4 protein-coding genes are annotated in these 5,041 nt (G+C 60.6%); 3 read left to right on the top strand and 1 reads right to left on the bottom strand.

The annotated features are described in order from the left end of the window. The first annotated feature begins 55 nt into the window (after nt 1-55). Nucleotides 56-2,044 carry a U32 family peptidase gene (locus JV201_RS14595; protein WP_102369094.1) on the top strand — a complete coding sequence of 663 codons (1,989 nt, stop codon included), beginning with the start codon at nt 56-58 and terminating at the stop codon, nt 2,042-2,044. A 19-nt stretch (nt 2,045-2,063) separates the two neighbouring features. Here JV201_RS14595 and JV201_RS14600 read toward each other — a convergent pair whose 3' ends face one another. After that, nucleotides 2,064-2,963 (bottom strand): DMT family transporter, encoded by a 900-nt coding sequence (locus tag JV201_RS14600; protein WP_219405588.1) that lies wholly within the window; start codon nt 2,961-2,963, stop codon nt 2,064-2,066. 130 nt (nt 2,964-3,093) lie between these two features. Here JV201_RS14600 and JV201_RS14605 point away from each other — a divergent pair, with 130 nt between their 5' ends. Both JV201_RS14605 and JV201_RS14610 read left to right on the top strand, forming a co-directional pair. After that, nucleotides 3,094-3,537 (top strand): Lrp/AsnC family transcriptional regulator, encoded by a 444-nt coding sequence (locus JV201_RS14605; RefSeq protein WP_003217805.1) that lies wholly within the window; start codon nt 3,094-3,096, stop codon nt 3,535-3,537. 96 nt (nt 3,538-3,633) lie between these two features. Further along, entirely contained in the window at nt 3,634-4,488 is an 855-nt protein-coding gene (locus JV201_RS14610; protein ID WP_219405590.1) for an NmrA family NAD(P)-binding protein, read from the top strand. Nucleotides 4,489-5,041: the final 553 nt, after the last annotated feature.

Consider the following 5,041-nt stretch of genomic DNA (forward strand, 5'->3'; position numbering starts at 1 on the left):
CGGGCATTTCGCAGCTACAATGCCCGCCTCCGTGACAAGCCTGACTAAAAAAACTATGTCCTTGCCCAAGCATCACCTGGAATTGCTCAGCCCTGCGCGCGATGTTGCCATCGCCCGCGAGGCCATCCTGCATGGCGCCGACGCCGTGTACATCGGCGGCCCGAGTTTCGGCGCGCGCCATAACGCCTGCAACGACGTGAGCGATATCGCGCAGTTGGTGGAGTTCGCCCGGCGCTACCACGCGCGGGTGTTCACCACCATCAACACGATCCTGCACGACAACGAGCTGGAGCCGGCGCGCAAGCTGATCCACCAGCTCTACGATGCCGGCGTCGACGCGCTGATCGTCCAGGACCTGGGGGTGATGGAGCTGGATATCCCGCCCATCGAACTGCATGCCAGCACCCAGACCGACATCCGCACCCTGGGCCGGGCCAAGTTCCTCGACCAGGCCGGGTTCTCGCAACTGGTGTTGGCCCGTGAGCTGAACCTGCAAGAGATCCGGGCGATTGCCGATGAAACCGATGCCGCCATCGAGTTCTTTATCCACGGTGCGTTGTGCGTGGCCTTCTCCGGCCAGTGCAACATCTCCCACGCCCAGAATGGCCGCAGCGCCAACCGTGGCGATTGCTCCCAGGCCTGCCGCCTGCCCTACACCCTGAAGGATGACCAGGGCCGTGTGGTTGCCTTTGAAAAGCACCTGTTGTCGATGAAAGACAACAACCAGAGCGCCAACCTGCGCGCCCTGGTGGATGCCGGCGTGCGTTCGTTCAAGATCGAAGGCCGCTACAAGGACATGGGCTATGTGAAGAACATCACCGCCTATTACCGCCAGCGCCTGGACGAGATTCTTGAAGACCGCCCGGACCTGGCCCGCGCCTCCAGCGGCCGCACCGCGCATTTCTTCCTGCCGGACCCGGAAAAGACCTTCCACCGTGGCAGCACCGACTACTTCGTCACCGACCGCAAGGTCGACATTGGCGCCTTCGACACCCCAACCTTTACCGGCCTGCCGGTGGGTGTGGTGGAAAAAGCCGGCAAGCGTGACTTGCAAGTGGTCACCCATGAGCCGCTGTCCAATGGCGACGGCCTCAATGTGCTGATCAAGCGCGAAGTGGTGGGTTTCCGCGCGAACATCGCCGAGCCAAAAGGCGAGTTCGAAGAAGACGGCGAGAAGCGCTATCGCTACCGCGTCGAACCCAACGAGATGCCGGCCGGCCTGCATCAACTGCGGCCGAATCATCCGTTGAACCGCAACCTGGACCATAACTGGCAGCAGGCGCTGCTCAAGACTTCCGCCGAGCGCCGTATTGGTGTGTCCTGGGCGGCTCGCCTGCAGGAAGACCGCCTGGAACTGACCGTCACCAGCGAAGAAGGCATCAGCGCCAGCGTTGCCCTGCCCGGCCCGTTTGGCGTGGCCAACAAGCCGGAACAGGCCCTGGAAACCCTGCGCGACCTGCTGGGCCAACTGGGCACCACGCAGTACCACGCCACCGCGATCGAGCTGGATGCGCCTCAGGCGTTCTTCATCCCGAATTCGCAGCTCAAGGCCCTGCGCCGTGAAGTGATCGAGGCGCTGACCGAGGCGCGTATCCAGGCCCATCCACGGGGCGGCCGCAAGGCAGAAACCACGCCGCCGCCGGTGTATCCGGAATCGCACCTGTCGTTCCTGGCCAACGTCTACAACCAGAAGGCCCGCGACTTCTATCACCGCCATGGCGTGCAACTGATCGACGCGGCGTACGAAGCTCACGAAGAAACCGGCGAAGTGCCGGTGATGATCACCAAGCACTGCCTGCGTTTCTCGTTCAACCTGTGCCCCAAACAGGCCAAGGGGGTGACCGGGGTGAAGACCAAGGTCGCGCCGATGCAGTTGATCCACGGCGACGAAGTGCTGACGCTGAAGTTCGACTGCAAGCCTTGCGAGATGCACGTGATCGGCAAGATCAAGGGCCACATCCTCGGCCTGCCGCAACCGGGCAGCGTGGTGGGTTATATCAGCCCGGATGACCTGCTCAAGACCATCCCGCGCGGCGCACATTGAGTCGCCGGTGAGCGTCATGCTACGGCGTGACGCTCATCACTGTTTTTGACCGCCACCACCAACCCCGCTGCAATCCCGCCGCCGCCAGCAGAATGGCCGCCACGCCCAGCCATTGCATCCAGCCCAGCCGATGCCCAAAGGCAATCCAGTCGACGAAGATTGCTGCGATCGGGTAGACAAATGACAGCGCCCCGGTAATTGCCGTCGGCAGCTTCTGGATCGCGCCATACAGCAACACGTACATCAAGCCCGTATGCACCATGCCCAGGGTCAGCAATGCGGCCCAGGCATCCATCGACGCCGAAAGGCTGTGCCACTGCATCAGCGGTGCCAGCAGCAAGGCGCCCGTGGTCACCTGGATCAACGCCATCAAATGCGGCGGCACCTCTTTCAAGCGCTTGATGATCAGGGCGGCAATCGCGTACAAAAGCGCCGCGCCCAGCGCCAATGCCACGCCCACCAGATAGTCATCCCCGGTATTTGACTGATCGCCATGGGCAGTGACAATCGCCAGCATTCCCACGAACGCCACGCTCAGCCAGGCGAGCTTCTGCACGGTGATTTTCTCGCCCAGGAACAATGCTGCCAGCATCACCAGCATGAACGGCTGCACGTTATACACCGCTGTACTGATGGAAATGGATGCCCTGGCGTAGGACTCGAACAGCAGCAACCAATTCCCCACGATCGCCACGCCGCTGAGCATCGCCAGCCCGAGTTTGGTGTAGTCCAGCAAGTCCAGGCGCAGATAGCCGAGCAGCCAGCACACCACCAGCAACGTCAGCGCGCCGATCACGCAACGCCAGAACACCACTTCGACCACCGGCACCCCCGATACCAGCACGAACCAGCCGATGGTGCCGGATATGAGCATGGCGGCGACCATTTCCCATGAACCGCGACGTATGGATTTGTCCATGATTGAGCTCCTCAAGTGAGGCTCAATTATGGCAATCTGGCCTGTAGCGACTCCAGATTCTAAATAAGGCGAACCTTGCATTTCGCCTATTCTTATTAGGCAAACCTGAGCAATCGCTTTCGGAGCGACCATGATTGACAGCATTGACCAACAACTGATCGCCGCGCTGATGGACGATTCGCGCCTGTCCCTCAAGGCCTTGGCGGGTATCACCGGCCTGTCCTCCCCCAGCGTCGGCGAGCGGCTGCGGCGCCTGGAAGAGCGTGGCGTGTTGAAGAACTACACCGTGGACATTGACCCCAAGCATTTTGGCTATCTGCTGCAAGCCATCGTGCGCATTCGCCCTTTGCCCGGGAAACTGCAGGAGGTGGAGCGCCAGATCCAGGCGATCCCCGAGTTCACCGAGTGCGACAAGGTGACCGGCGATGACTGCTTCATCGCACGCCTGCATGTGCGCACCATGGACCAACTCGACACACTGCTGGATAAGCTCAACGCTTACGCCGAAACCAACACCGCCATCGTCAAGAAAACCCCGGTAAAACGCCGATTGCCACCACTGAGTGATTCGTGATTTTGAGTCACTGATGCAGTGACGGGATCGCTATTCTGTCAATCCAGAGCGGTGTTTATGCTTGATCCACACATTGGAACAACAGGCGTAAACACCATGTATGTCATCACCGGAATCACAGGCAAAGTCGGCGGCGCCCTCGCGCGCTTTCTCCTCAACGATCGTCAATCCGTGCGCGCAGTCATTCGCGATGCCGGCAAAGGCGCCGTATGGGCCGCCCTTGGTTGCGAGGTCGCCATCGCCAATATGGACGACGCTGCGGCCCTCACTGAAGCATTCAAGGGTGCCACCGGCGTGTTCATCCTGCCGCCTTCGGATTTCGACCCGGAGCCGGGTTTTCCCGAGGCGCGCAAAGTGATTGCCGCCGTCGCTCAGGCCATTGAAGCGGCAGCCCCGCAGAAAGTTGTTTGCCTGTCGACCATTGGCGCCCAGGCCGAGCACCTGAATCTGCTGACCCAACGCACCTTGATGGAACAGGCGCTGAGCGCGTTGAACGTGCCGGTGACCTTTTTGCGTCCGGGCTGGTTCATGGAAAACGCCGCCTACGACGTAGCCACCGCCCGCGAACACGGAGTGATCCACAGCTTCCTGCAACCGCTGGATAAGACCGTACCGATGATCGCCACCGCCGACGTCGGCCGCCTCGCTGCGCAATTGTTGCAGCAACACTGGAGCGGGCGTCGGGTAGTTGAGCTGGAAGGCCAATGGGTCAGCCCGAACGACATCGCTCGCACGTTGACCGAAGTGCTTGGTCGTGGTGTGACAGCACAGGTGGTGCCTCGCGATGCGTGGGAGCCGATGTTTCGTGAGCAAGGCGCGCAGAATCCAATGCCGCGCATGCGCATGATTGATGGGTTTAACGAAGGTTGGATCTGCTTTGAGCAGGCGGACGTGGTTAAGGGTGAGACCACATTGCTCAAGGTGCTGCGGGAGTTGGCTGCAAAAACCTGATGCCATGCCTGCAAGCCAGCTCAGTGATTGGGTACATATCCGTTATTTGGGTAACGGCGGCGTATGGTTTCGCTCTTACAGCGAGTCACTTTGCAAAAGCGGCAAAGTCCACCAAACGGCATTGCTCCGCGGGCCGCCGCTCCGCAATACCTGCGTTCGGCCTCGGACTTATTGGGGCAGTCAGATCAAAATCAAAAGCAAGAGCACAGCGGCCTCCCGGCGGGCTTGAGTGTTAAAAGCAAAGACCAGAGCGAAAACAGATCTGCTTTTCTGTGGGAGCGGGCTTGCTCGCGAAAAACCTGAGAGCGCCGCGTTCATTCAGAATGCCCGCGTCATCGTTAACGACCTTCGCGAGCAAGCCCGCTCCCACATTTGGACCGTGCCCGCTTTAGCTTCTGATTTTGCTCTTCAACACTCAAGCCGGCCGGTAGGCCGCTGTGCTCTTGATCTGCTTTTGATCTTGATCTTGGGCGCCCCGTTAAACCACGCTGGCCGAACGCAGGCTTTGGAGCGTGGGTAACCTGGCAGGACGCCGGGTTAGCCGTCATGGGCC

Origin of the sequence: Pseudomonas sp. Colony2, from assembly GCF_019382755.1 — a bacterium.
Classification (GTDB): Bacteria; Pseudomonadota; Gammaproteobacteria; order Pseudomonadales; family Pseudomonadaceae; genus Aquipseudomonas.

What these genes read in the sequence shown, in the direction of transcription:
- JV201_RS14605 (WP_003217805.1), top strand. Translation starts at nt 3,094, where the DNA reads ATGATTGACAGCATTGACCAACAACTGATCGCCGCGCTGATGGACGAT.
- JV201_RS14600 (WP_219405588.1), bottom strand. Translation starts at nt 2,963, where the DNA reads ATGGACAAATCCATACGTCGCGGTTCATGGGAAATGGTCGCCGCCATG.
- JV201_RS14595 (WP_102369094.1), top strand. Translation starts at nt 56, where the DNA reads ATGTCCTTGCCCAAGCATCACCTGGAATTGCTCAGCCCTGCGCGCGAT.
- JV201_RS14610 (WP_219405590.1), top strand. Translation starts at nt 3,634, where the DNA reads ATGTATGTCATCACCGGAATCACAGGCAAAGTCGGCGGCGCCCTCGCG.